Origin of the sequence: Streptomyces sp. NPDC091272, assembly GCF_044757485.1 — a bacterium.
Taxonomy (GTDB): domain Bacteria; phylum Actinomycetota; class Actinomycetes; order Streptomycetales; family Streptomycetaceae; genus Streptomyces.
Genome location: NZ_JBIVVC010000005.1, coordinates 14,879 through 34,181 on the forward strand (window position 1 = coordinate 14,879; position 19,303 = coordinate 34,181).

Annotated in this window: 18 protein-coding genes, 1 other RNA gene and 2 pseudogenes; 11 read left to right on the forward strand and 10 right to left on the reverse strand. The window is 71.9% G+C overall.

Annotated features, from left to right (window positions below):
- Positions 1 to 39 precede the first annotated feature (39 nt).
- Positions 40 to 654, reverse strand: coding sequence for a TetR/AcrR family transcriptional regulator (locus ACIQM4_RS15675; protein WP_401591489.1), 615 nt, complete (start codon positions 652 to 654; stop codon positions 40 to 42).
- 188 nt (positions 655 to 842) lie between these two features.
- On the opposite strand from ACIQM4_RS15675, the gene ddaH reads away from it, so the two are divergent.
- Positions 843 to 1,670: a dimethylargininase gene (ddaH, locus tag ACIQM4_RS15680; protein ID WP_401591491.1), complete on the forward strand. Its 828-nt coding sequence runs from the start codon at positions 843 to 845 to the stop codon at positions 1,668 to 1,670.
- A 35-nt stretch (positions 1,671 to 1,705) separates the two neighbouring features.
- Here the strand turns inward: ddaH and ACIQM4_RS15685 are convergent, their stop codons facing one another.
- Positions 1,706 to 2,719 carry a small ribosomal subunit Rsm22 family protein gene (locus ACIQM4_RS15685; RefSeq protein WP_401591493.1) on the reverse strand — a complete coding sequence of 338 codons (1,014 nt, stop codon included), beginning with the start codon at positions 2,717 to 2,719 and terminating at the stop codon, positions 1,706 to 1,708.
- 141 nt (positions 2,720 to 2,860) lie between these two features.
- On the opposite strand from ACIQM4_RS15685, the gene ACIQM4_RS15690 reads away from it, so the two are divergent.
- Together ACIQM4_RS15690 and ACIQM4_RS15695 are read left to right on the forward strand one after the other, a co-directional pair.
- A complete protein-coding gene (locus tag ACIQM4_RS15690; RefSeq protein WP_401591494.1) occupies positions 2,861 to 4,240 on the forward strand; it encodes a hypothetical protein in 1,380 nt (459 codons plus the stop codon).
- A 166-nt stretch (positions 4,241 to 4,406) separates the two neighbouring features.
- On the forward strand, positions 4,407 to 4,781 hold the full coding sequence (locus ACIQM4_RS15695; RefSeq protein WP_401591496.1) for a hypothetical protein: 375 nt from the start codon (positions 4,407 to 4,409) through the stop codon (positions 4,779 to 4,781).
- Between the two features lie 70 nt (positions 4,782 to 4,851).
- On the opposite strand, the gene ACIQM4_RS15700 is transcribed toward ACIQM4_RS15695, so the two are convergent.
- Complete coding sequence (locus ACIQM4_RS15700) at positions 4,852 to 6,327, reverse strand: Bcr/CflA family multidrug efflux MFS transporter (protein WP_401591498.1); 1,476 nt, start codon at positions 6,325 to 6,327, stop codon at positions 4,852 to 4,854.
- A gap of 112 nt (positions 6,328 to 6,439) precedes the next feature.
- Positions 6,440 to 8,088 (reverse strand): annotated as a pseudogene (locus tag ACIQM4_RS15705) (alkaline phosphatase D family protein).
- A 106-nt stretch (positions 8,089 to 8,194) separates the two neighbouring features.
- Between ACIQM4_RS15705 and ACIQM4_RS15710 the strand changes: the two are divergent.
- Together ACIQM4_RS15710 and ACIQM4_RS15715 are read left to right on the forward strand one after the other, a co-directional pair.
- Positions 8,195 to 8,944, forward strand: coding sequence for an SDR family oxidoreductase (locus ACIQM4_RS15710; RefSeq protein ID WP_401591500.1), 750 nt, complete (start codon positions 8,195 to 8,197; stop codon positions 8,942 to 8,944).
- 542 nt (positions 8,945 to 9,486) lie between these two features.
- Positions 9,487 to 10,347 (forward strand): annotated as a pseudogene (locus ACIQM4_RS15715) (PhzF family phenazine biosynthesis protein); the annotation flags it as partial.
- A 209-nt stretch (positions 10,348 to 10,556) separates the two neighbouring features.
- Here the strand turns inward: ACIQM4_RS15715 and ACIQM4_RS15720 are convergent.
- From ACIQM4_RS15720 to ACIQM4_RS15735, 4 genes are read right to left on the reverse strand one after another with little or no spacing between them, the layout of a single operon-like run.
- Positions 10,557 to 10,730 carry a DUF397 domain-containing protein gene (locus tag ACIQM4_RS15720; RefSeq protein WP_401591502.1) on the reverse strand — a complete coding sequence of 58 codons (174 nt, stop codon included), beginning with the start codon at positions 10,728 to 10,730 and terminating at the stop codon, positions 10,557 to 10,559.
- A 13-nt stretch (positions 10,731 to 10,743) separates the two neighbouring features.
- Positions 10,744 to 11,598, reverse strand: a complete 855-nt coding sequence (locus ACIQM4_RS15725) for a helix-turn-helix domain-containing protein (RefSeq protein WP_401591504.1) — start codon at positions 11,596 to 11,598, stop codon at positions 10,744 to 10,746.
- Between the two features lie 7 nt (positions 11,599 to 11,605).
- The gene (locus ACIQM4_RS15730; RefSeq protein WP_401591506.1) at positions 11,606 to 12,130 is read right to left on the reverse strand and encodes a DUF6879 family protein; all 525 of its coding nucleotides are present in this window, start codon (positions 12,128 to 12,130) and stop codon (positions 11,606 to 11,608) included.
- Positions 12,090 to 12,509 carry a hypothetical protein gene (locus ACIQM4_RS15735; protein ID WP_401591508.1) on the reverse strand — a complete coding sequence of 140 codons (420 nt, stop codon included), beginning with the start codon at positions 12,507 to 12,509 and terminating at the stop codon, positions 12,090 to 12,092. Before ACIQM4_RS15735 ends, ACIQM4_RS15730 begins: the two co-directional genes overlap by 41 nt.
- 221 nt (positions 12,510 to 12,730) lie before the next feature.
- Here ACIQM4_RS15735 and ACIQM4_RS15740 point away from each other — a divergent pair, with 221 nt between their 5' ends.
- Together ACIQM4_RS15740 and ACIQM4_RS15745 are read left to right on the forward strand one after the other, a co-directional pair.
- Positions 12,731 to 13,348, forward strand: a complete 618-nt coding sequence (locus ACIQM4_RS15740; protein WP_401591510.1) for a JmjC domain-containing protein — start codon at positions 12,731 to 12,733, stop codon at positions 13,346 to 13,348.
- 49 nt (positions 13,349 to 13,397) lie between these two features.
- On the forward strand, positions 13,398 to 13,691 hold the full coding sequence (locus ACIQM4_RS15745; RefSeq protein WP_401591512.1) for a DUF6087 family protein: 294 nt from the start codon (positions 13,398 to 13,400) through the stop codon (positions 13,689 to 13,691).
- A 210-nt stretch (positions 13,692 to 13,901) separates the two neighbouring features.
- Here the strand turns inward: ACIQM4_RS15745 and rnpB are convergent.
- An RNA gene (gene rnpB / locus ACIQM4_RS15750) (RNase P RNA component class A) lies at positions 13,902 to 14,308 on the reverse strand.
- Positions 14,309 to 14,415: 107 nt separating this feature from the next.
- Here rnpB and ACIQM4_RS15755 point away from each other — a divergent pair.
- Both ACIQM4_RS15755 and ACIQM4_RS15760 read left to right on the forward strand, forming a co-directional pair.
- Positions 14,416 to 15,213 (forward strand): MerR family transcriptional regulator, encoded by a 798-nt coding sequence (locus ACIQM4_RS15755; RefSeq protein ID WP_401591514.1) that lies wholly within the window; start codon positions 14,416 to 14,418, stop codon positions 15,211 to 15,213.
- Entirely contained in the window at positions 15,210 to 16,052 is an 843-nt protein-coding gene (locus ACIQM4_RS15760) for a hypothetical protein (protein WP_401591516.1), read from the forward strand. Before ACIQM4_RS15755 ends, ACIQM4_RS15760 begins: the two co-directional genes overlap by 4 nt.
- Here the strand turns inward: ACIQM4_RS15760 and ACIQM4_RS15765 are convergent.
- Positions 15,997 to 17,469 carry an RNB domain-containing ribonuclease gene (locus ACIQM4_RS15765; protein WP_401591518.1) on the reverse strand — a complete coding sequence of 491 codons (1,473 nt, stop codon included), beginning with the start codon at positions 17,467 to 17,469 and terminating at the stop codon, positions 15,997 to 15,999. The genes ACIQM4_RS15760 and ACIQM4_RS15765 overlap by 56 nt on opposite strands.
- A 117-nt stretch (positions 17,470 to 17,586) precedes the next feature.
- On the opposite strand from ACIQM4_RS15765, the gene yaaA reads away from it, so the two are divergent.
- Together yaaA and ACIQM4_RS15775 are read left to right on the forward strand one after the other, a co-directional pair.
- The gene (yaaA, locus tag ACIQM4_RS15770; RefSeq protein WP_401591520.1) at positions 17,587 to 18,387 is read left to right on the forward strand and encodes a peroxide stress protein YaaA; all 801 of its coding nucleotides are present in this window, start codon (positions 17,587 to 17,589) and stop codon (positions 18,385 to 18,387) included.
- 179 nt (positions 18,388 to 18,566) lie between these two features.
- Complete coding sequence (locus tag ACIQM4_RS15775; protein ID WP_401591522.1) at positions 18,567 to 19,211, forward strand: GNAT family N-acetyltransferase; 645 nt, start codon at positions 18,567 to 18,569, stop codon at positions 19,209 to 19,211.
- Positions 19,212 to 19,303 lie beyond the last annotated feature (92 nt).

The following is a 19,303-nucleotide window of genomic DNA, read 5'->3' on the forward strand; positions in this document are numbered from 1 at the left end:
CGCATCCGGGGTCCCGCGGCACGGGGCCGGTGGACGTGCTCAGCGCGGGGCGAGACCGTGCACGGCGTAGTCCACGACGCTGTCCGCGTAGGCGTGGGTGAGCGGCGCGGTACGCAGCAGCCAGCGGTGGGTGAGCGGCCCGGTGAACAGCTCCAGCGCTGTCTCGGGGTCCACGTCGGGGCGGACCTGGCCGGCCTCCTGGGCGGACCGCAGCCGGTCCACGTACAGCTGGAGGGCGGGCCGCAGCAGCCTGTCGACGTACTGGGCGCCGAGCTGGGCGTCGACGACGCCCTCGGCGGTGAGGGCGCGGGTGGGGATGTCGTACGTGGGGTCGACGAGTTCGTCGACGGTCGCGCGCAGGACGAGCTTGAGGTCCGCCACCAGGTCGCCGGTGTCGGGGATGGCGCGCGCGAGGTCACCGACCGCCTCGGCGGCCCGCTCGTTGAGGTCCACGAAGGCCTCCAGGAGAACGGCCGCCTTGGAGGGCCACCAGCGGTAGATCGTCTGCTTGCCGACGCCCGCGCGGGCGGCGATGCCCTCGATGGTGGTCTTCTGGTAGCCGAGTTCGCCGACGAGGGCGAGGGCGGCGTCGTGGATCGCCCGCCGGGAGCGGTCACTGCGCCGGCCGGAGTCGGGGGCCTTCGTGGTTGCCATGGGCGCAATTTACCAGCGGACCGAGACGAGACGAGTCGTCTCTCAGCTGCGTGGCCGGTCCGTCCTACCCGCCCCGGCCACCCAGGAACCACCCTTTCGGTGCACAGCACAATCCGCCCTCCACCCCCGACCATGACAGCAGGCACACACCGTGCCCAGCCGGACCCGTCGTTCGTGAGGAGCCCTCATTGACCGGACGCATTCGTGACGCGGCGCCCCGCCGCTACCTGATGTGCCCCCCGCGGCACTTCAGGGTCACGTACTCCATCAACCCCTGGATGGATCCCGCCAAGCCGGTCGAGCTGCCGCTGGCCCTCGCGCAGTGGGAAGACCTGCGCGACCGCTACCTGGCACTCGGCCACACCGTCGAACTCCTCGAACCCCGCGCCGGACTCCCCGACATGGTCTTCGCCGCGAACGGCGCCACCGTGGTGGACGGGCGCGTCCTGGGCGCCAGGTTCGCCTACGCGGAACGCACCCCGGAGGCCGAGGCCCACCGCGAGTGGTTCAGGTCGCACGGCTTCGAGGACGTCCACGAGCCGGAACACGTCAACGAGGGCGAGGGCGACTTCGCCGTCACCGCCTCCTTCCTGCTGGCCGGCCGGGGCTTCCGCTCCACCTCGGCCGCGCACGACGAGGCGCAGGAGTTCTTCGGCCGCCCGGTCATCGGCCTGGACCTCGTCGACCCCCGCTACTACCACCTCGACACGGCGCTCGCCGTCCTCGACGACCGCACCGACGAGGTCATGTACTACCCGGGCGCCTTCTCGCCAGGCAGCCGCGCCGTCCTCGCCAGGCTCTTCCCCGACGCGCTGATCGCCCAGGAGCCGGACGCCGCGGCGCTCGGCCTCAACGCGGTGAGCGACGGCCGTCACGTCCTGCTGCCGCAGGCGGCGGCCGGGCTGTACGCGCCGCTGCGGGCCCGCGGTTTCGAACCGATCGGCATGGACCTCGCCGAACTCCTCAAGGGCGGCGGCAGCGTGAAGTGCTGCACCCAGGAACTGCGCGGCGGCTGAGCGGCGGCGGGTCCACCGGGGCGGCCGGGCGGGGCCTACCGGGGCGGCCAGGCGTCGCCCCAGTCGGTGTCGCGAGCGGCCCGGTAGAGGTCCCCGTCCCGCTTCTTCGAGACGTTCTCCCGGACGAGGGCGAGCTGCTCCCCCTCGTCCCGGCAGAGCTCCAGCATGACCAGGCCCTTGCGGATCTGCGGTCTGCGCACGACGCGGGCGGCGGCACCCGTCGCCCGCACCGCCTCGGGGCGCACCGCGGCCACGTAGGCGAACTTCTCGTCCTCGTAGGCGAGCGAGCCGCCCTTGACCTGCCGGTGCAGCGAGGACCTGCTGACCCTGGCGGAGAAGTGGCACCAGTCGGTGCCCGCAGGGTCGATCGGGCAGGCGGCGCTGTGCGCGCAGGGGGCGGCGACCCGCATCCCCGCCCCGAGCAGCCGCTCGCGGGCCGCCAGGACACGGCGGTAGCCGTCGGGTGTGCCCGGTTCGACAATGACGACCGCCCCGGCCGCGGCACGGGCCGCCTCGGTGACGAGGGTGTCCCGGTCGGCCTCGGTCAGCTCCTTGAGCACGTACGAGACGGTGACGAGATCACTGCTCTCGATGGTGAGCGCCGATCCAATACGAGAGCGCTGCCAGACGGTGTCGCGCAGCGCGGGCACCCCGGAGGCCTCCGCGAGCTCCCGGCCGAGTGCGAGTGCGGGCTCCGCCCAGTCCAGGACGGTGCTCCGCTGCGTCCCCCACGCCTCCGTGACCGCCCAGCTCGCGGCCCCCGTCCCGCCGCCCACGTCGACGTGGGTCTCCGGCGTCCACCCTGGCGCCGCGGCCCGCAGCGCGCCGAGCGCGGACCGTACCGCCTCGAAGGTCGCGGGCATCCGGTACGCCGCGTAGGCGGCCACGTCCGAGCGGTCGCGCAGTACCGGGGCGTCGGTCGGAGTGGTCCCCCGGTAGTTGGCGATCAGCCGGTCGACGGCCTGCGTCGCCTGCTTGGGCGGCAGCCCGTCGAGCAGGCCCGCGAGGGCGCCGCGCAGGGCTTCCGGGAGGGAGAGGGTGGAGTTCACCGGAAAAGTGTAGGGGGCAAAAAGGGACGCGACGGAACTGCTGCGCAAGCAGGGGCAGTTGCATACGCTGACAGCCGTCGGCCGGTTGCGGGGGGCGGTGCACCGGCGTCGGTGCGCCGGGACGAGCAGCGGGGGGAAACAGTGGCACAGCGAACCGTCCGGGTGGCCCTGGTGGCCGGCGTCGCCGTCCTGGCGCTCCTGCTCCTGCTGGCCACCTGCGGCGCCCCCGGGGAGGGCAAGGACGGCAAGGGCGCCGGGGACGGCCGGGGGCCGGGCGCGGACAGCACCGCGCAGGCCCGGCAGCACCCGGCGCCCACCCCTGTCCCGCGCCTCCAGGTCCCGGCCGCGTACGACACGGGACCGCGGGACGCCGAGGGCGGGCCGACGGGGAGGGGGACGGGCTGGCAGATCGTCGGCGGCTCCCCGGAGTACGCGATCGTCCACCCGCCCGCCCGGCTCCTCGGACACGTGGAGCGCTCCGGCGCCGACCGGTTCGTGCTCCGCGCGTACGACGCGGCGACCGGGAGGCCCGTCTGGGCGGGCGCACCGTGGCGGGCGCTCTCGGACCCGGCGTACTTCCCCCGGCTGCTCTCCCTGGCCAAGGGCGACCGCCGTTACTTCGTCACCTGGTCGTACGGGAAGGTCGGCGGCTCGGACGCCCTGTCGACCGGGGACTCGGTCGTCGCCCTGGACGTGTACGACGCCGCGACCGGCCGCCAGCAGCACGTCGAGCTGCCCTGGACGGGGGTTCCCGTGGTGACCGGCACCGGACCCGGCATCCTGATCACCGACGGTGCGGCGACGGCGACGGTGGTGGACCCGCTCACCGGCCGTCCGTCCGCCGTGGCCGCGAAGGACCTGCGGCCGCCCAAGGGCTGTGCGAACTGCCGCACCCGCACCGAGGTCAGGGGCCTGACGTCGAAGGGGCTGCTGGTCGGCGGGCGCAGTGAGTTCTGGGTGCGGGGCGGCTGGTACAGCAGGTCGGTCGCACCGAAGGGCACCGACCCGGCGTCCGGGCTGCCGACGTCGGTGACCCCCGCCGGGCACGTACTGGCGAAGTGGCGGCCGAAGAAGGCGAACGGGTGGGACCGGTGGGCGGTGCACGATGCGGACACCGGCAAGGTGCTCGGCACGGTCGACTGCCGCAGGCCCGCGCTGGAGCCGGGCGCCTACCCGCAGGCGGTGACCTCGCCCGACGGCAGCTATCTGGTGGCCGGGAACCTGGCCTTCGACCTCCGTACCCCCGCGGTCGAGGGCGCGGAGCGGGCCCACTGCCTGCAGGAGAAGGACGGTGCCAGGCCGCTCACGCTGACCTCGGTCACCGACGACGGCGTCGCGTACGGCACGACGAGTCCGGCGTCCGCGGGCGGCACACCGGTGGAGGTGCCGCTGGCGACCGCGGTGCCGGTGGCACTGACGGACACCACGGTGCTGCCGGAGGCGGAGGTGGCGGGCACCGGCCTGTTCCGCTGGACGGACCGGCAGGACAGGCCGCGCCTGATCGGTTATCCCAGGCGCTGACCGGCAGGACAGGCCGCACCTGATCGGCCGGCCCGGGAGCTGACGGCCGGACAGGCCGCACCTGATCGGCCGGCCCAGGCGCTGACCGGCCGGAACGGGGCCCGTCTCAAGGACCCGGGGGGCCGGAACTCTGGCGCGGCGGCGGGAACTCGGCCACTCTGGGCGGATGTTGTTGCCCAGCGCACACGAGCAGACCGAGCTGGTCGAGGTCGTCCGAATCACCCCGGACGCGAACGACCCGCTGCCGAAGACCATGACGGGCGAGGACACGGCACTCTGGGAGCAGGCCGAGGCCCGCGAGGCGCTGGCCCTGGTGAAGGAGCTCCCGGGCAGCCAGCCGGGCCAGACGTTCCTGCCCGGGTGGGGGATGAGGGTGCACGGGCCGCGCGGGACGCTGTTCGAGATCGCCTTCTCGTACGAGTGCCACGCCGCCCGCGTATGGGGCCCCGCCGTCCCGCACAAGCAGGAGGGCATCTACAGCTTCGACCCGGACAGCCCGGCGGCGGTCGAGCTGTTGCGCCGCTTCCGCTCGGGCGAGTAACGGGAGCCGCGCGTACCGGCCGGCCGGCGGGAGGAAGGAGCGGCGCCCCTTCCTCCCGCCGACCGGCGGCTCACGCCTCCGAGGTCCGCTGCCAGGGCCGGCACAGCCCCAGGAAACAGCCCACGGCGAGCAGCGCGCACACCAGTTGGACGACGGCCATCGGCACGGCCGTGGACTCCCCCGCGATGCCGACCAGCGGGGATGCGACCGCACCGATCAGGAACGAGGACGTGCCGAGCAGCGCCGAGGCGGAACCCGCCGCGTGCGGGGTGCGCATCAGGGCCTGGGTGTTGGTGCTGGGCATGATCAGGCCCATCGCCGACATCAGGACGAACAGGCCGGCGGCCACCGGCCACAGCCCGACCTCCCCGAAGACCCCGGTGGTCATCAGCAGCAGCGCGACGGCGGCGACGGTGATCACGGCGAGGCCGAACGCCAGCACCTTGTCGAGGCGGACCCGGCCGACGAGGACCTTTCCGTTGATCTGGCCGACGGCGATCAGCCCGACGGAGTTGACGCCGAACAGCAGGCTGAAGGTCTGCGGGGAGGCTCCGTAGATCTCCTGCACGACGAAGGGCGAGGCGCTGATGTAGGCGAAGAGGACCGCGAAGGCCAGGCCGCCGGTGATCATGTAGCCGGTGAACACGCGGTCGGCGAGCAGCCCCTTCATGGTGCGCAGCGCCTCACCGACGCCGCCGGTGTGCCGGCGCTCCTGGGGCAGCGTCTCGTGCAGCCACTTCCACACCACGAGGGTGAGCAGGACACCGACCGCGGTCAGCACGTAGAAGATGCCGCGCCAGTCGGTGATCCGGAGCACCTGGCCGCCGATGACGGGGGCGATGACCGGGGCCACCCCGGAGATCAGCATCAGCGTCGAGAAGAACTTCGCCATCGCCACGCCGTCGTACATGTCACGGACCACGGCCCGCGCGATGACGATGCCCGCGGCTCCCGCCAGCCCCTGCAACAGGCGGAAGGCGATGAGGAGTTCGGCATTGGGCGCGAGGGCGCAGATGGCGGTCGCCAGCACGTACACGACCATGCCGAAGAGCAGCGGGCGGCGTCGGCCGAGCTTGTCGCTGAGCGGGCCGACGACCAGCTGGCCGAGCGCCATGCCGGCCAGGCAGGCGGTCAGGGTGAGCTGGACGGTCGCGGCGGGGGCGCCGAGGGCCTTGGTGACCTCGGGGAGCGCCGGGAGGTACATGTCCATGGAAAGCGGCGGCATCGCGGTGAGTCCGCCGAGGACGAGCGTGACCAGGAGGCCGGTGCGCCGGACGGCCGTGGCGGCCGGGGAGGCCGGGGCGGCCTCCGGGCCGGCGGACGGGGCCTCGGCCGCCGAGACCTGGGGGCCGGCGGACGGGGCCCCGGCCGGGACGGCGGACCCGGCCGGGACGGGAACGACGGTCACCGGGCCCGCGGTAGCGGCGGTGGCGGACTCGGCGGCGGCCGCCGCCGTCGCCGACTCGACCGCGGCGGTGGCCTCGGCGCCCGCCCCGGTTATGTGGTCCTGTTCCGCTGCCGCTGTCCGGCGGCCGCTGTCCGGCATCGTCGCTCCCGTTTCGTTGAATACCGACCCATGCTCTCAGCTCGTCCGCAGTGATCGGAACAAACGTCCGGTCCGGGAGACGGGCCGGGGGATCAACGTTGCCCGTGGCCTGTCACACCGGCCTGAGTCCCGGGTTGCCGGCCTCCGAGACGAACGAAGCGGCGGTCGTCACGGGCGCCCCCGGGGTGGTGACCGCGGACACGGTCCTGAAGTCGGCCCTGGCCTGCTCGGGGGTGAGGGTGACGAGGGTGTACCCGCGCCGACCGTTGTAGTGCTTCATGTGCGGGTTCGCGCCGGTCAACCGCTCCCAGTCGGCGGGCCGGTCCGCACCGTCCCTGCCGCTGGCTATCGAGGTCGTGACGATCTCCGTGCCGACGGTCCGCGAGCCGGGGTCGCGGAAGTCCCGCTTGATGTCGAGGCCGTACGAGACGTGCACGTCGCCGGTGAGTACGAGCAGGTTGCGCACGCCGGCCGACTCGGCCCCGCGATGATCCGCTCCCTGGACGCGGGGTAGCCGTCCCAGGAGTCCATGCTGAGCTTGAAGCCGGGGGCGGCCTGGCTGCGCCGCTCGGCGAAGGTCACCTGCTGCGGGACGACGTTCCACACGGGCCTCGGTCCCCTGCGCCACCCGTCGGTCAGCCAGCGCTCCTGGGTGGCGCCGGTCATCGTCCTGGCCGGGTCCTCGGACTCGGGGCCCGGGACCTGCCAGCCGTCGCCGTACGCCTGGTCGGAGCGGTACTGCCGGGTGTCGAGGATGTCGAACTGGGCGAGCCGCCCGAACCGCAGCCGCCGGTAGAGCCGCATGTCGGACCCGGTGGGCCGCTGGGGCAGGCGCAGCGGCTGGTTCTCCCAGTACGCGCGGTAGGCGGCGGCCCTGCGCAGCAGGAACTCCTCCGGCGGTACGTCGTTCTCGGGGGTGCCGCCGGCGTAGTTGTTCTCGGTCTCGTGGTCGTCCCAGGTCACGACGAACGGGTGCGCGGCGTGCACGGCGGCCAGGTCGGGGTCCGACTTGTAGAGGGCGTAGCGCAGCCGGTAGTCCTCCAGGGAGACGGTCTCCCGGTTGAAGTGGGCGGGCAGCCGCCGGTCGGTGTACTTCCGCTCGCCGCCGGTCGCGTTCACCGCGTACTCGTACAGGTAGTCCCCGAGGTGCAGTACGGCGTCGACGTCCTCGCCCGCGAGGTGCTTGTACGCGGTGAAGTAACCGTCGTGGTACGCCTGGCAGGAGACCACACCGAGCCGCAGCCCGCCGACGCTCGCGCCCGGCGCCGGGGCGGTGCGGGTCCGCCCGGTCCTGCTGATCCAGGCCCCGGCCCGGAAGCGGTAGTGGAAGACCCGGTCCGGCGCGAGGCCGTCCACCTCGACGTGCACGCTGTGGTGGAACTCCGGGTGGGCGGTGACGCTGCCGCGCCGCACGATCCGCCGGAACCGGTCGTCGTAGGCGACCTCCCACTCCACCCGGACCCGGGACGCGGGCAGGCCGCTGTCGGTCTCGTACGGTCTGGGGGCGAGCCGGGTCCACAGCAGCACGGACCCCGGCAGGGGGTCGCCCGAGGCGACGCCGAGGGTGAACGGGTCCTCCTTGAGCCGGCGGGCGTCGAAGTCGCCGACGGGAGCGGCGTGCGCCCGGGCGCCACCGGTGCCGGGCAGGTTGGTGGCGAAGGCGAGGGTGGCGGCGGCTCCGGCGACGGTCAGGAAGCGACGGCGGCCGTGGGTCAACCGGTGGGCGGCGGCGCGGAGTTCTGGCGCATGGCTACTGGTCATACGGACAGCTCAGCCGCCGGGGACGGCTCACGCTTGTCGCGTACACGTCCACCACATGACGGACAGATGAGTTCCTGGGCGGCGCGGGTGGCTACCCTCCCTGCCCATGAGCACTCAGAAGATCGCGGTGGTGACAGGGGCGGGCTCCGGCATCGGCCGGGCGGTGGCGGTGGAGCTGGCCGGGTCCGGCTGGGCGGTGGCGCTGGCGGGCCGGCGCCCGGAGCCGCTCGCCGAAACCGCGGAGCTGGCGGGCGGCGAGACGCTGCCCGTCCCGACGGACGTCTCCTCCCCCGCCGGGGTGACGGCGCTGTTCGACGCCGCGCGGGAGCGGTACGGCCGCGTGGATCTGCTGTTCAACAACGCGGGCACCTTCGGCCCCGGCAACACGCCCGTCGAGCAACTCTCCTACGAGGACTGGCAGTCCGTGGTCCAGGTCAACGTCACCGGCGCGTTCCTCTGCGCCCAGGCGGCCTACCGGCAGATGAAGGACCAGTCCCCGCAGGGCGGCCGGATCATCAACAACGGTTCGATCTCCGCCCACGCCCCCCGCCCGCACTCGGTCGCGTACACGACCACCAAGCACGCGATGACGGGCCTGACCAAGTCCCTCTCCCTGGACGGCCGTCCGTACCGGATCGCGGTCAGCCAGATCGACATCGGCAACGCGGCCACGGACATGACCCGCCGCATGCAGACCGGCATCCTCCAGGCCAACGGCGAGCTGGCGGTGGAACCGGTGATGGACGTACGAGAGGTGGCACACACGGTCCGCCACATGGCAGACCTCCCCCTGGAGGCAAACGTGCAGTTCGCGACGGTACTGGCGACGAACATGCCGTACGTGGGACGGGGCTGAGCATCGCGCAGGGTGGCGGACCCGCCCCGCCCGGCCCCAGAGGGGCGGGGCGGGCCTGCCCCGCCCCTCTGGGCCCGCCCCGCCCCCTGCGCCCCGCCCCTCGGGGCCCGCCAGGGTGCGCCCCTGGAGGGACGCGGAGCCCGTACCCATGCCCTCGCCCCGGCCCCGACGCACCCGCCTGGCGTCCGGCTCGCCCCGGGCCCCGGCGCATCCGCCCGTGGGGGCGCGCGGCCCGCGCCGCCGACCTGGCCTCGCCTCCGGCCTCGCACCTGGCCCGGCCGCACACCTGGCCCGGCCTGGCCCGTGGCCTCGCCTCCGGCCCCGCACCTGGCCCGGCCCCGCCCCTGGCCTCGCCTCCGGCCCCGCACCTGGCCCGGCCCCGCCCCTGGCCTCGCCTCCGGCCCCGCACCTGGCCCGGCCCCGCCCCTGGCCTCGCCTCGCCCCCCGGCCCCGCGTGCGGCCCCGGGCGTCGACTCACCCGCCCGAAGGGGCGCGCCGCCCCCCACGGGAATGCAACCCACCCCCCAGCAGTTGCCCGCAACATGACGACCACGCCGGCTCCCGCCAGCCCCGAGATCCTCCGTTACACCGCCTTCTCCTCCGACCCCGCCGGCGGCAATCCCGCCGGGGTCGTGCTGGACGCCTCCGCGCTCTCGGACGGGGAGATGCTCGCCATCGCCGCCGGACTCGGTTACAGCGAGACCGCGTTCCTGGTCCCGGCCGAGGCGCAGCACCACTACTCCGTGCGCTACTTCAGCCCCAAGGCCGAGGTTCCGTTCTGCGGGCACGCCACCGTCGCGACCGCTGTCGCGCTCGGCGAGCGCCTGGGCCCGGTCGAGCTCGTGTTCGAGACGAAGGCCGGCACGGTCCCGGTGAGCGTCACCATTCCCCCGGGCGGCAGCCCCCGCGCCGTCCTCACCAGTGTGACGCCGCACACCGAGCCTGCTGACGACGCGGACGTCACCGAGGCCCTCGCGGCCCTCGGCTGGGCGCCCGCCGAGCTCGATCCCGCCGTCCCGCCCCGGATCGCGTACGCCGGCGCCCGCCACCTCGTGCTGGCGGCGGCCACCCGGGCCCGGCTGGCCGACCTCTCCTACGACTTCGAACGGCTGACGGCCCTGATGCTCCGGCTGGACCTGACCACGCTCCAGCTGGTCCACCGCACCTCGGACACCGTCTTCCACGTCCGCGACCCGTTCCCGGTCGGCGGCGTCGTCGAGGACCCGGCGACGGGCGCCGCGGCAGCCGCCTTCGGCGCGTACGCCCGTGAACTCGGCCTGGTGCCGGACGCGTCCACCCTCACCCTCCACCAGGGCGACGACCTGGGCCGCCCCGGCATCCTCACGGTGGAACTCCGCACCGGCGACCCCCGCGTCCGCGTCGGCGGCACGGGGGTGCGCATCCCGCGCGGCGGTCTGAGGCGGCATCGCGACCCGAGGAGTCTCCCCGCCCGTGCCCGTACCAGGGCAACTTTCGACCTCGGTGGGGCGCACCCCGCCGGGGTCGGAAAGCGAAGGCGGCGGCGCCTGGAGTCCACGGGTAGCGCTATCTCTTAGTGGAGTGCAGCATCCACACCGAAACCCCGGCCCAACTCCGGAGGTTTCTTCTCGTTTCACTTCACCGAAGCCACGAAGGCACTCCACGCTTCAGCGGTGGACGTGACCACGGGAAGCTGCCTGTCCTTCGTGTCGCGGATCAGGACGAGGTTGGGGATATTGTCCGCGACCTCGACGCAGTTGTCAGTCTTCGTGTAGGTGCTTGTGTGCCAGTTCAAGGGTTCGCTCATGGTGTCTCCCTGGTCAGTGGCGGTCATATTGGTCGTAGTGCCGGAGAGCACCACGGATCAGCTCCTTGGCGCTGTCGCCGTAGACGGCCGATCGCTTTAGGGTCTCGAACACCTTCGCGTACGCCTCTATCTCCGAGGGCTTCGAGACGGAGAGCTCTGCCGAGAAGGTCTCCACAAGGACGAGCCTGTCGTCGAACATGCTGAACGAGTTGCCGGGCCAGATCCACATGGGGGCGGAACGGGGAATGAACCCGACGCTCAGCCTCGGGAGTCGCATGATGTGCAGGAGCCATTCAAGCTGCTCCAGCATCACCTGTCGGCCACCGAAGTTCGTATACAGGGCTTGTTCTCCCAAGATCACGTGGAAGGCCCTGTTGCCCTTATACAGGTATTGCTGTCGCTCCAGTCGCTTGGCTGTGGCCGCCTCAACATCGTCCGGGATCTCGTAGAAGTCGACCACCTGTCTGAAGGTAGCCTCGGCGTACCCCTCGTTCTGGAGGGCTCCCCACACCACAGTTGGGTGCCAGATCCGAAAGAGTTTGGTTCGCTCGTAGACCGGCAGAGCCTTCTGCTGTCTCGCCGTGGCGCCCTCGCCCAGGTGCCGCCTCCACTCCATCCAGAGCTCGTCGATGTGGCGAAGTGCGCCGATCAGGTCTTCAAATTGATCGGCCTGCCCCGTTGCCTCACACCAGACACGAAGGTCGTCGTCGCTGGGCTTCTGCCTTCCGTGCTCTATCCGGCTGACCTTGGATTCGTGCCAGCCTGTCACGGCCGCGAAAGCGCGACCGCTGCTGAATCCCGCGTCCTTCCGGAATCCACGCAGCCGCGCCCCCAGCGCCTCTCTCTGGCCTTGTGCCTCTGTGCTCACGAGTCGGTCAGGGCTTGTACTCAGCGTGCGGTGTAGCGAGCCCCCACAGGAGATCCCTGATCCGCACGCACTCGGCTACGACCTTCGGATCCTCGATCAACTCCGACCCGAGCACACGGCCGTCATTGTCGAAGTGGCCAACTGCCACAAGCCGAGAGTCGATCAGCCACCAGTCGTTCCCGCCCACTGGGAAGGAGATTCCTTCGGGGAGCTTGTGACGCGGCAACCAACGAATGGATTCTCCTGCTTCCAGATTCACCGGCGTCGTCTCGTACTCCCAACGCACGTAGTCCGAGTGCGGTTCGGTCACGACCCTCACCCTGCGCCAGGCCCCTCCCGATGCGGTGGTCCGCCGTACGAGGTTCACCCAGTAGTCCATGAACGACGGGTCATTGGGCTCGCCCCGCAACCAACTCTGGAACGGTCCATCCTCCTCGGGCACGGAGTAGTCGTCCCTGAGCTCCAGATGGAAGGCTTCCTGCTCGAAGCTCTCAAAGAGCTGGTTGCGCTCGGCGCTTGAGATCAACTCCACGCGGATCCTCCAGAAGTGCAGTGATGGCGGCCTTGGGGACCTCGACCACTGTTTCGTAGTCGGGGACATCCATCGCCGAAAGAGCCTCGGGGTCGGTGACCTCCAGGCCCTGGACGACGAACGTCCCTCCGGGCGTGAGGACCATGATCGGGTCCTCGATGCGCCGGATGTCCCCGGAAGGGAGTCCGTCCTTGGTCAGGTGGCCGAACAGTTCGGTCGGGACCTCCACGGCCGTCTGCCCCTCGCAGAGGTCGAGCTGCATCAGCAGGTCGTTCGCGAAGATCTTCCAGCCCTGGACCAAGTAGGTGTCCCGGTCCGTGGAGTAGAGAGTCGGGCATTCCCCGACGTTGGAGTTCTTACCAAGGAACCGTAGCTTCATGGTCGTTCCACTGTCCTCGCCCTTGCGCAAGTTTGCGCGATGAACCGATGGTCGGCTGAGCATTCGGGCCCGTCAAACGGATCGCTGCAAACTGCTGCAAGTTTCTTGGGAGTTGACAGCGTCCAGTCCTACGTTCGTTGTGACAGCGCGAGCGACGAGGGAATGAGGCGAAGCCATGGCTGACTCCGAAGCGATACCTGCACAGAAGCTCGGCTCAAAACTTGCAGCGCGTCGTCCCGGAGCTACACGCGATCTCTCGGGAGATCCAGGTCGAGACGGGTTACTCGAATTACGTGCACGCGTTCCTAACCCCGGCGAGCAGCCAGGGACTGCGGCACCACTGGGACCAGCAGACAGCGATCATCACGCAGATGTCAGGGATAAAGCGCTGGCAACTGTGGAAGCCGGTCGTGGAGTCTCCGATACGGCACTTCGGCGAGTCGACGCGCGTGTGGGATGAAAGGTGGCGCAAACGCTGGATGGCCATGGGGCCCGATTTGGAGATCGATCTGATGCCGGGGCAGTCCCTGATTCTCCCGCGCGGCTGGGTTCATAACCCCTTCACGCCGGATGCCACGGAAGGAAGCTGTCACCTGACCTTCGCGATCCGCGAGCGGACTCCGTACTGGATGGCTGAGAAGCTGCTTGAGTCCCTCTTGGAGCGCCCAGAGTTCCGGAGGGTCCTCCTTCCGGACGCAGTCATCGGCGGGGGGCTCGCTGGGAGCTTGCACGAGGTGAGGGGGCTGCTCGCCGAGGCTTTCAACTCGAAGGCTGACGTCGAGAAACTCGCAAGCATGATTCGTGATGCCGCACGAAGCGAGTTGGAGTACTCGACCTGATGGCGAGAGACTCGATGGGCTCCACTGCGGAAAGGAACGGAACAGCACGATGGACGACGAACCTCTGTCGGAATGGTTGAAGCGCCGGGAAGCGCGAATCGGTCGCCTGAGAGCTGTGGTCGCCGACGAAAAGGGTCGGCGGGCCACGCATCTGTTCCCGGACAAGCCGCGGGCCATCGAGCGCTGGAACGGGCACACCTGGGAGCTGGTCACTGTCGTACCGAATCTGGCCGAGGCGAAGCGGGTCCTGTATCCGGACGTAGCGAAGCCTGACAGCCCGACGAGGCAGCCTTCGCTCATGAAGGAAGGCACGGGCCGGCACCGGAAGCCCCCTGCTACCTGAGCTCACATGACGGCCCAGACGAAGGCGCGCGACCGACGCCTTCACCGCCACAGGATCGCCACAGGACACTCAGAAACAGGCAGAAAAACAAGGTCACCAGGCGCAAATAGCGTCGGTCGTGCCGCAAATGAAAGCAGCCCCTCCGACCCGCAAAGATGCAGGTCAGAGAGGCTGTTACAGCCCCCCGCCCCCTTGCGGGGACGGAGGCTAGAGACGAGCCGACCTATACGCCGGGTTCTGTCTCGCGGTCGCCTCGCGGCGGCCGCGGAGACGGCCATCCATCTAGGGCCGGCGTTGCCGCCGGCCTCGTGCGGTCTACCCGCGGACTCGGGCGAGCAGCCCTCGGACGTCCGCGCAGGACCGTCTTGCGACGGCCCCTCTTGACCTTGCTCCGGGTGGGGTTTACCTAGCCGTCCGGGTCGCCCCGGACGCTGGTGGTCTCTTACACCACCGTTTCACCCTTACCGAGGACCTCGCGGTCCCAGGCGGTCTGTTTTCTGTGGCACTTTCCCGCGGGTCACCCCGGGTGGCCGTTAGCCATCACCCTGCTCTGTGGAGCCCGGACGTTCCTCGGGAGGGGCCCCGAAGGGTCCTCACGCGGCCGTCCGGCCGACTCGTCTGCCGTGCCGACCATGCTACCCGGCGGGGCGGGGCGCGGGGGACCTGCCCTGTCGTGCCATGTCCTGCTTGACCTTGCCGCAGCGTCAACGTTTCTACTGGGCGCATGAGGATCGGAGAGATCGCCGCGCTCGTCGGTGTCACCACACGTGCGGTGCGCCACTACCACCACGTCGGGCTGCTGCCCGAGCCCGTGCGGCGCAGCAACGGCTACCGCGAGTACGGGCTGCGGGACGCGGTCGTGCTGGCCCGGATCAGGCGGCTCACCGAGCTGGGTCTCGGGCTCGACGAGGTCAGGGACGTCGTACGGGACGACGCGGGGCGCGAACTCGTCGAGGTGCTGGGCGAGCTGGACGACGACCTGGCCAGGCAGGAGGCGCAGATCAGGGCGCGCCGCAGCCACATCCGCGCACTGCTGGCGCGGGCCGACGCGGGAGAACTCACCGAGGAGGGCCCGGTGTCCCAGGAGCTGGGCGAGCTGCTCAACGAGCTTCCGGTGTTCTCCGGCGGCATGGCGGCGAAGGACCGGCAGATCCTCACGCTTCTGGAGACCGTCGCACCGCCGGAGTCGCGGGGGCAGCTGCTCGGCGCGATGCGGGACGCGTTCGTGACGACGCCCGGGGCGGCGGAGCGGGTGCAGGAGGTGTACGCGCTGCTGGACGAGCTGGTGGACGCCGGCCGCGACGACCCTCGGGTGACCGGGGCCGCCGAGGCGCTGGCCGAGTGCATTCCGGACGGGCTCTGGGAGCAGGGGGCCGCGCCGGACGAGAGTGACGCCTTCGTCGAGGCATTCTTCGCGGACTTCTCCCCCGCACAGGCGCAGGCCGTACTGCGGGCGATGGACCTCGTGACCGCACGGGCACAGCGGAAAGAGCAGGCAGAGCAGAGGGGTGAGGGTGCATGAAGAGGATTCTCAGAGGGGTCGCGTACGCCGTCCTGCCGGGGGAACTGGTCTTGTTCGTCTGCCTGTTGGCGGGCGTGCGGGTGTCCGCTCCGGTGCTGGCGGCGGCGGAGGCGCTGGTCGTGGCCGTGGTCCTGGCGGAGGTCTGGCTGTTCGTACGCCTGCGCCGTCGTGGGCTGACCAGCCGGCAGGCCGTGGCCGAGCTGGTGCCGGAGCCGGTCCTGCGGCTGTTGGGGCACGAGCTGCGGGTGCTCGCCTCGCTCGGGCGGTGGGTTGCCCGGCGCAGGCACGGGGTCGGGGCGGCCGACCTCGCATTCGGGCATGCGAAGGCCCAGGCGGCGCTGCTGTACGGGTTCACCTTCGTCTGCGTCGTGGAGACGGTCGGACTGCACGTGCTGCTGGCGGGGCTGCCCCTGGTGCAGAAGGCGTTCCTGGTGGTGGACGTGTACACCGTGGTGCTCATCCTGGGACTGCACGCGGCGGCCGTGACCCGGCCGCATGTCGTACGGGCGGACGGCGGCCTGCGGGTGCGGGCGGGCGCGCACGTCGACCTGTCGCTCCCGGCCGGGCGGATCGAGTCCGTACGGTACGACCTGCGGCTCAACCCCGGGCAGCGGGAGGACGGCGTGCTGGAGCTGGCCGTCGCCTCGCAGACCTCCGTGACCGTGCGGCTGACCGCGCCTGTGGAAGCGGTGTCGCTGCTCGGGAAGCGGCGGCCGGTGACGACCGTACGCTTCCACGCCGACGACGCGCGGGCACTGGTCACGGCGTACCGGGCCGCCACGCTCACGCGGGCCGGAACTGAACCTTCGCCGCCCCCGGGTCTGCCTGCGTCAGCCTGACCCTGATGCGCTCGCCGAGCGGCAGCTTGCCGCCGCCCTCGACCCGGGCGATCACCGCGAGGTCCTCGCCCTGCAACTGGACGGTGCCGACGGTCGGTTCCCGGTCGTCGACGTCGACGACGTGCGCGTCGAAGAGTGCGCCGACGCGGTCCTGGAGGAGGGCCGCCTCGACGATGTCCACGCACTCACGCTCCACGGTGTTCTGCCGCCGGGTGCCCTCCGCCATCTCCTTCGGCAGGCCGGGCAGCGCGGCGAGCACCCACTCCGGGGTGCCCTCCCCCGCCACCGCCGCCACGCACAGCTCGCCCGCGTACCGGTCGACGAGCCGGCGCAGTGGCGCGGTGCAGTGGGTGTACGGGGCGGCCACGGCGGCGTGCACCGCCGGGTCGGGGAGCTCGCCGCCGCTGAACACGGTGTAGCCGGCGCCCCTGAGCAGGGTCGTGCACTCCTGGAGGAAGGCGGCGTGCCCCGGGTCGGCGGGGTCCAGGCTGCGGACGATTTCGGCGTACGAGGTGTGGTGCGGCCAGTCGACGTGCAGGGCGTGCGCGGTGCGGCGCAGTCGGGCTACCGCGCCGTCCGGGGCGGCCGGCAGGGTGCGCAGGATGCCGGCGCCCGCCGCCGTCATGAGGTCGGCGGCGGCCATCCCGGTGAGCAGCGAGATCTGCGCGTTCCAGCCGTCGGCGGGCAGCGGGGTCCGGTAGCTGAGCCGGTAGGCGCCGTCGCGCAGTTCGATCTCCTGCTCGGGGACGTTGAGCGAGATGCCGCCGCGGGCGCGTTCCTGCTCCTCGCGCAGCAGCCCGATGTCCTTGAGCAGGGCCAGGGACTCCTCGGCCGTCCCGGCGTCGATCTGCCGCTGCACCCCGGCGTAGTCCAGCTTGGCGCGGCTGCGCACCAGTGCGCGGCGTACGTCCGTGGCGGTGGCCGTCCCGTCCGCGTCGAGGTCGATCCGCCACAGCAGCGCGGGACAGGTCTGGTCGGGCAGCAGGCTCGCGGCGCCCTCCGAGAGGATCCGCGGGTGCAGCGGAACCTTCTCGTCCGGGAAGTAGAGGGTGGTGACCCTCCGGTGCGCCTCGGCGTCGAGCGCCCCGCCGTGGGCCACGAAGGCGGCCACGTCGGCGATCGCGTAGTGCACCCGGTAGCCCCCGCCGGTCCGCCGCTCCAGGTGCATGGCCTGGTCGAGGTCGGTGGAGGTGGGCGGGTCGACGGTGAAGAAGGGGACGGCGGTGGCGTCGTACGGGTCGGCGGGCAGCCGCGGGTTCTTCGCCGCCCGCTCCGCCTCGGCCTGCACCTCGGGCGGGAAGGCGTCGGGCCCCGCCGGGTCGGCGGGCACGTCGAGCGTCGTGCGCAGCTCGCGCAGGGCGGCCCGCAGGGGGGCCGCGTCGGCGGCGCCGGTCATCTGGATGTGGCGGCGTGGCATGGGTCGAGCGTAGGGCGGGGAACGGGATGCGGCACGGCGGAAGAGGCCGTTCCTGCGACGGACCGCGGACGGACTACCGTTGCCTGGTTCACCCCGTACGTACGAAGGAGTCACCCGGTGCTCGTGCTCTTGCCGCCGTCCGAAGGAAAGGCCGCCGCGGGGCGCGGTGCCGCACTGAGGCCGGAGTCCCTGTCACTGCCGGGGCTCGCCGGGGCGCGGGCGACGGTCGTCGCCGAACTGGTGGAGCTGTGCCGGGGCGACGAGGAGAAGGCCCGCCTGGTGCTCGGGCTCAGCGAAGGACTGAGGGGCGAGGTCGCCAAGAACGCCGGGCTCCTCACCGCCGGCACCCGCCCCGCGGGGGAGGTCTACACCGGGGTGCTGTACGACGCCCTGGGCCTGGCCTCGCTGGACGCGGCGGCACGCAGGCGGGCCCGGCAGTGGCTGCTGGTGTTCTCGGGGCTGTGGGGGGCGGTGGGGGTCGCCGACCGGATTCCCTCGTACCGCTGCTCGATGGGGGTGAAGCTGCCGGGAGTCGGTGCGCTCGGTGCCTTCTGGCGGCCGGCGATGGCGGAGGTCATGCCCGCGGCTGCCGGGGACGGTCTCGTCCTGGACCTGCGCTCCGCCGCGTACGCGGCCGCCTGGAAGCCGAAGGGCGAGGTCGCGGGACGGACGGCGACGGTGCGGGTGCTGCACGCGCAGGTGGTGAACGGGGTGGAGAAGCGGTCGGTGGTCAGCCACTTCAACAAGGCCACGAAGGGCCGGATCGTACGGGACCTGCTGGTCGCGGGCGCCGCGCCCGCTGACCCTGCCGAACTGGTCGTGGCGCTGCGGGACCTGGGGCACGTGGTGGAGGCGTCGCAGCCGACCGCGGCGGGCAAGCCGTGGGCCCTGGACGTGGTGGTGCGGCAGATCCACTGAGGGCGGGAGATCCACTGAGGGCGGGAGATCCGCTGAGGGCAGGAGATGCGGTCGGCGGCGCCGGTATATGCGCGTAGAGTAGCAAGGTTGTTTTTCCAGCTTTGTCTGACTTCCGCCTTCCGCAGGGCCCACCGCCTCCGCGAACGGGCGCAGACCTGTCGAACCCGCAGAGGAAACGCGTGCCCAGCACATTGCCCGACATCCTGGCCGACGTGGCGCAGGGGCGGTACCCGGCGCCCGACGGCCGCACGGTCGTGGTGCCCCAGCCGAGCCCCCGTGACGCGGGGGTGCTCGCCTTCACGGCGCACTCGGTGATCTTCTCCGACCAGGACCCGGAGTGGATAAGGGCGACGCTGGAACAGGCCTGCCCCGACCCCTTCTCCGCCTCCCTGCACCCGGCGTTCCTGGCCGCACTGATGGTGCGCACCGGCCGCCGCATGGACACGGTCGGCTCGCTCACCCTGGCCTCCGCGCTGGAGGGGCCGCCCCCGCTGGACCTGACGCCGATCGAGGACCCGGACCACCCGAGGGTGGCGCGGGCCCGCAGGTACCGCGACGACGTACGGGTCTGGTCGTCCGAGGGCGGCGGCATCCTGATCGTCGGCCGCGGTCTCGCGGGGCGCTGGGAGACCGCGATCGAGGTCGACGAGGAGTCCCGCCACCGGGGCCTCGGCCGGGCGCTGGCCGAGTCGGCCCGGCACCTGATCCCGGCGGGCGAGGTGATCTGGTCCCAGCAGGCCCCGGGCAACGCCCGCAGCGTGCGCGCCTTCCAGGCCGCGGGGTACCGGCCGGTGGGCGCGGAGGCGCTGCTGATCGCGGCGTAGCGGGGGCCGTGGCACGTCTGGGTCGCGGCACGTCTGGGCCGCGACACGTCTGGGCCGCGACACGTCTGGGCCCCGGCACGCTGACGCTGCGC

What these genes read in the sequence shown, in the direction of transcription:
- ACIQM4_RS15675 (WP_401591489.1), bottom strand. Translation starts at nt 654, where the DNA reads ATGGCAACCACGAAGGCCCCCGACTCCGGCCGGCGCAGTGACCGCTCC.
- ACIQM4_RS15695 (WP_401591496.1), top strand. Translation starts at nt 4,407, where the DNA reads ATGTTGTTGCCCAGCGCACACGAGCAGACCGAGCTGGTCGAGGTCGTC.
- ACIQM4_RS15700 (WP_401591498.1), bottom strand. Translation starts at nt 6,327, where the DNA reads ATGCCGGACAGCGGCCGCCGGACAGCGGCAGCGGAACAGGACCACATA.
- ACIQM4_RS15710 (WP_401591500.1), top strand. Translation starts at nt 8,195, where the DNA reads ATGAGCACTCAGAAGATCGCGGTGGTGACAGGGGCGGGCTCCGGCATC.
- ACIQM4_RS15720 (WP_401591502.1), bottom strand. Translation starts at nt 10,730, where the DNA reads ATGAGCGAACCCTTGAACTGGCACACAAGCACCTACACGAAGACTGAC.
- ACIQM4_RS15735 (WP_401591508.1), bottom strand. Translation starts at nt 12,509, where the DNA reads ATGAAGCTACGGTTCCTTGGTAAGAACTCCAACGTCGGGGAATGCCCG.
- ACIQM4_RS15745 (WP_401591512.1), top strand. Translation starts at nt 13,398, where the DNA reads ATGGACGACGAACCTCTGTCGGAATGGTTGAAGCGCCGGGAAGCGCGA.
- ACIQM4_RS15755 (WP_401591514.1), top strand. Translation starts at nt 14,416, where the DNA reads ATGAGGATCGGAGAGATCGCCGCGCTCGTCGGTGTCACCACACGTGCG.
- ACIQM4_RS15760 (WP_401591516.1), top strand. Translation starts at nt 15,210, where the DNA reads ATGAAGAGGATTCTCAGAGGGGTCGCGTACGCCGTCCTGCCGGGGGAA.
- ACIQM4_RS15765 (WP_401591518.1), bottom strand. Translation starts at nt 17,469, where the DNA reads ATGCCACGCCGCCACATCCAGATGACCGGCGCCGCCGACGCGGCCCCC.